Source organism: Methylobacterium sp. Leaf465, from assembly GCF_001424705.1.
In the GTDB taxonomy this organism is placed as follows: Bacteria; Pseudomonadota; Alphaproteobacteria; order Rhizobiales; family Beijerinckiaceae; genus Methylobacterium.
Genome location: NZ_LMRA01000032.1, coordinates 1 through 3,851, shown reverse-complemented (window position 1 = coordinate 3,851; position 3,851 = coordinate 1). Strand labels below are relative to the sequence as shown.

The following is a 3,851-nucleotide window of genomic DNA, read 5'->3' as shown; positions in this document are numbered from 1 at the left end:
GATGTCTGCTTCATCTTCGCTCCTCAGGGGCTACGATGAACCAGCCATCCTCCGTTCGTGAAGACCCTCAATCTGTCCCACAGGTGCTGACGTCGGACAGCGCTACCGAATGAAGCCGCGCGGCTAGTCACACCTCCGCATACTGGTCCTTTGATTAGAAACACTAGAAACAAATTACAGACACACAGATTTTGTTAAGCATCCCCCTCCAGCAATTTTTGAAATTCGAATGAAATACCATCGTAGTGAGATTGAACCGTGAGCTGCCCACGATGAGTTTTTAAATATTTAAGCTGTAGATCTGACGACTTCGGCGCCTTTGGGATACGATTGCATAAAATGAGGGCGGCCATTCTCTCGGGACGCTTCAATTTGTTTTCACGCCAAATGGCGGCAGTCCGATCGATTTGAGAATACGCTTTCTCAAGATCATGCCCCTTGAATTCGATTATCACATGCCCGACGCCCTCCCGTGAAACAGCCCAGTCGGCTCGGATCCCGTCCTTAATGGCGCAGCCATCAATTTGAGTAGCACAAAGCTTGTGGCGCTGGGGATTATCAATAATCACTGTCTTGTCGCCGTCAGCGACTGCAAATTTTGGATTTCTATTAACTCTTTCGCACCCATCGGTAGAGAACACAATATCAGCCGGAGGAACAACACGAGCACGCTTAGCCATTTGCATCCTCAGAATACTCATGATCAAGTTCGATTTGAATAATCTTGCTTAGCTCACGAGATATATCATTTGAGACTGCGTCGAGATATTCAGCGTTGACGAAACCATCCTCATCTACGATGTCTCTCACTTGCCCATCTTCAATCGCATATGCTGAAATCGTTCCGGGCAATATCCAAGATTTTTCAGGAACAACACCAGCAATTTTCTTTCTGAGAACTCCTTCCTTGAAAACACCGAGTTGCCCAGCCTTGATTAAGTTATTGATTCTCGAAAGAATATAAGGGCTATGAGTTGTAATGAATATTTGAGGCGCGCCGCTTTTTTCCTTTTTCATGAGACTGACAAGGTGCTTCAGCAGCACACTTTGGGACTCTGGAAAAAGATGCGCTTCTGGCTCCTCGATATACGTCAACGTACCATTGCCAACACCGAAAACCTCAATGGTTAGTAGGAGAGGTAGTAATTCTTGCTGACCCGACGAGAGGAACGAAAAAGGAAGCGTACGACCATCTCCGGTTTCAAGAAAAGAGCTGTCTTCTCCAAATATGATGTCGCCGCCCAAAAGCTTATTTACAATAGGACTTTCAAGTCTTTTCGATTGACCCTCTGCGTTGCTGCGACCCAATTTTGGCCCGCCATGGTCTTTTACATACGCGTATAATTGGCCAAACTCGATTAGTAGGGGGTCGAGCAACTCAGCTCTATTGAAAGCGGACTGCGTGCGATATTGACTTGTGAAAAACGATCTTCCCGCGGGAATAAATACTTGCCAAGTAATAGATTTAACACCCGATATTTTATCAAGCTGCCTTTCGAAATCCGCTACTATTTTATTTTTTTGATCTAGCACTCGTCGTGCAGCGATTTGCGGAGAGGTATCTTCTGTCCTGGTGCTTTCAATCATCACGCGCAAGAAGCTATCGTAGCTAGGCTGGACATGTTCAGCGTAGACAATCCGTATCTTCTCGGATGGCGCATTCCGTGATTTGCTTCTCACAACTGAAAACACAAAGTCTCCAGACACAAACCGGATTGTAAAATCGCCTGTTCCCCATGCACTTACAGGGAACCATCTTTTAAACTTAGACACCAAAGATTGTTTGTGTTCTTCAAAATCCTCACCTGCATAGAGGCTAGCCATCATGTCTCGATAAGACTCGAAGCAAAAATGGGTCAATTTTGACAGTACACTTTTCCCACTAGCTTGAGGGCCGATAAGAATCGTGAGCGCGGAGAGCTCAATATCGGCCGTCGCAATGCAGGAAAATTTACGTACAGATAAGACAGTTTTCATAATGTTCTCTGACTACACGTAGCGCGCACGCCACACAGTCCCTCTACGCCACTCTACCAGGCTCATATTGCCAAGGTGTTGTGACGCAGAGAGTGCGCGCATCGTTCGTGCGGTTATGTAGGGCGTTCCCGCTCGGGAAGCCAAAAACAGCCTTCGGCGCATTCGGCGAACGACGCTGGAGAGCTTTGATCACTGGCAGCAGCCCTATGAACCTACCGAAGCCGCTGCCTCATTCAGGCCTCCTCGGCTCAACCGATGCATCTCAGTATAGAAAAAAATCGCGATGGTCCGGAAGGTCTTAGGAAGAGTCGCGCGCCTGACTGAGGAGCTACCGATTTCGCCGCCATTTTCGCCCCCCTACCCCGGGGGTGCTCATGCTTTCAGGCGGAGGCGCCACTTGGGTCCGGGCCACGGCCGGCGCCGGTGTTCCGTCGGTCGCCCTTGTGGGGCAGCGGCCCATCGGATCGCATCCTGCTGAACCGCAATCAGATGCTCCTCCCTCCCCGCCCGGACCGATCGCGAGCCCTATCAAGGGCTTGCGGGCGGCCGTCGGCGCTCGTCCTACCGTTGCGCCTTCCTGGGAAGCGGATGGGAAGCGCTCCAGTCGATTTCACTGTAGCGGAGCGCACTGGAGCACTGGAGCGCCCAGGGTGCCTTGCTCCAGTGCTCCAGTGCTCCAGTCCCCTTTAGGGGACGGAGCAGTGGAGCGGAGCGGAGTACCCCCGTTCGTCGGCGCCGGAGCAAGGCTGGCGAGTGGAGCAAAAGTCTGGGCCTCCCTCTCTCGCCCTGAGAACCACCTTCCCCTCGATCCACCCCCTCAGAACGGCCTGCCATCCCGCAAATCGGTAGCCGCTACCTGGACTTAGGCCGGGTTCAGTCAGTGTTGCGTCGGAACGGGCCGTGAAGCGGTCCGCCGGGACGTCGCGCATCGTTGCGTTTTGCTGCTGCGGAGACATGTGCGGTGCGGGCTTTGACCCGCCGATCCATCGTCTGGGCCTGACCCCGGACGAGACGGCGCACGATGTCACCCACGAAACCGATCACCGCGATGCTGAACGAGACGGAAGCAGCCGAGATGCTGGCGGTTTCGCCCGTGACGCTGCGGTCGTGGCGCAGCCGGGAGACCGGCCCTCCCTACCGGAAGCACGGCGGTCGCGTGGCCTACGCCGTCGACGAGCTGCGCGCCTGGTCCGACAGCCAGCGCCACCCTGCGCCGACCCGGCAAGCGCCCTCCCCCTCTCGCCACCTCGTCTGACCCCAGCAACAGGAGGCCGACATGGCCAAGCGGTACTATCCCCTCGATACCCTCACGAAGTTCGTCGAAGACGTAACCCTCACGGCGTCGGGCAGCCTGCAACGGTTCTCCTCGAACGTCATTCTCAAGGTCGGCCGGGGGCGTAAGGACTACACGCTCGTGCTCGATGTGGAGTTCGTGAAGGTCCTCGCCGGCAACGAGACCTACGCCTTCATCCTGCAGGGCTCGAACGACGACCTGTTCCCGGCCGGGGCCATCGAGAACCTGGCGGTGATCGAGTTGGGTGCGAGCGGCGCCCGTCCCGGTGGAGCCCGAACCAGCCCGCCTGACCGCTACACCTCCGACGCCTCGAACGAGATGGCCGGCGTCGAATACGAGTTCGTCCGTGTGATGGCCGTCATCGGCGGCACTCAGCCGGCGATCAAGCTCTCCGCCTACCTCAGCGAGCGCTAAGCCATGCCGTTCCTCGAGGATGATGCGACCCCGATCACGCCGCGCGTTCCCTTGGGCGTCGATCCAGTGTCCGACGTCAGCACCTGTGGGACAGATTGAGGGTCTTCACGAACGGAGGATGGCTGGTTCATCGTAGCCCCTGAGGAGCGAAGATGAAGCAGACATC

At 55.0% G+C, this 3,851-nt stretch carries 4 protein-coding genes; 2 read left to right on the top strand and 2 right to left on the bottom strand.

Annotation, left to right across the window (positions count from 1 at the left end):
* Window positions 1-194: 194 nt before the first annotated feature.
* Both ASG51_RS24270 and ASG51_RS23535 read right to left on the bottom strand, forming a co-directional pair.
* Window positions 195-680 carry a hypothetical protein gene (locus ASG51_RS24270; RefSeq protein ID WP_156389739.1) on the bottom strand — a complete coding sequence of 162 codons (486 nt, stop codon included), beginning with the start codon at window positions 678-680 and terminating at the stop codon, window positions 195-197.
* Window positions 673-1,977: an ATP-binding protein gene (locus ASG51_RS23535; protein ID WP_082514027.1), complete on the bottom strand. Its 1,305-nt coding sequence runs from the start codon at window positions 1,975-1,977 to the stop codon at window positions 673-675. The genes ASG51_RS24270 and ASG51_RS23535 overlap by 8 nt, the downstream gene beginning before the upstream one ends.
* A gap of 1,021 nt (window positions 1,978-2,998) precedes the next feature.
* Between ASG51_RS23535 and ASG51_RS15115 the strand changes: the two genes are divergently transcribed.
* Together ASG51_RS15115 and ASG51_RS15110 are read left to right on the top strand one after the other, a co-directional pair.
* On the top strand, window positions 2,999-3,232 hold the full coding sequence (locus ASG51_RS15115) for a helix-turn-helix domain-containing protein (protein ID WP_056381718.1): 234 nt from the start codon (window positions 2,999-3,001) through the stop codon (window positions 3,230-3,232).
* 21 nt (window positions 3,233-3,253) lie between these two features.
* A complete protein-coding gene (locus tag ASG51_RS15110) occupies window positions 3,254-3,685 on the top strand; it encodes a hypothetical protein (RefSeq protein WP_056381716.1) in 432 nt (143 codons plus the stop codon).
* Window positions 3,686-3,851: the final 166 nt, after the last annotated feature.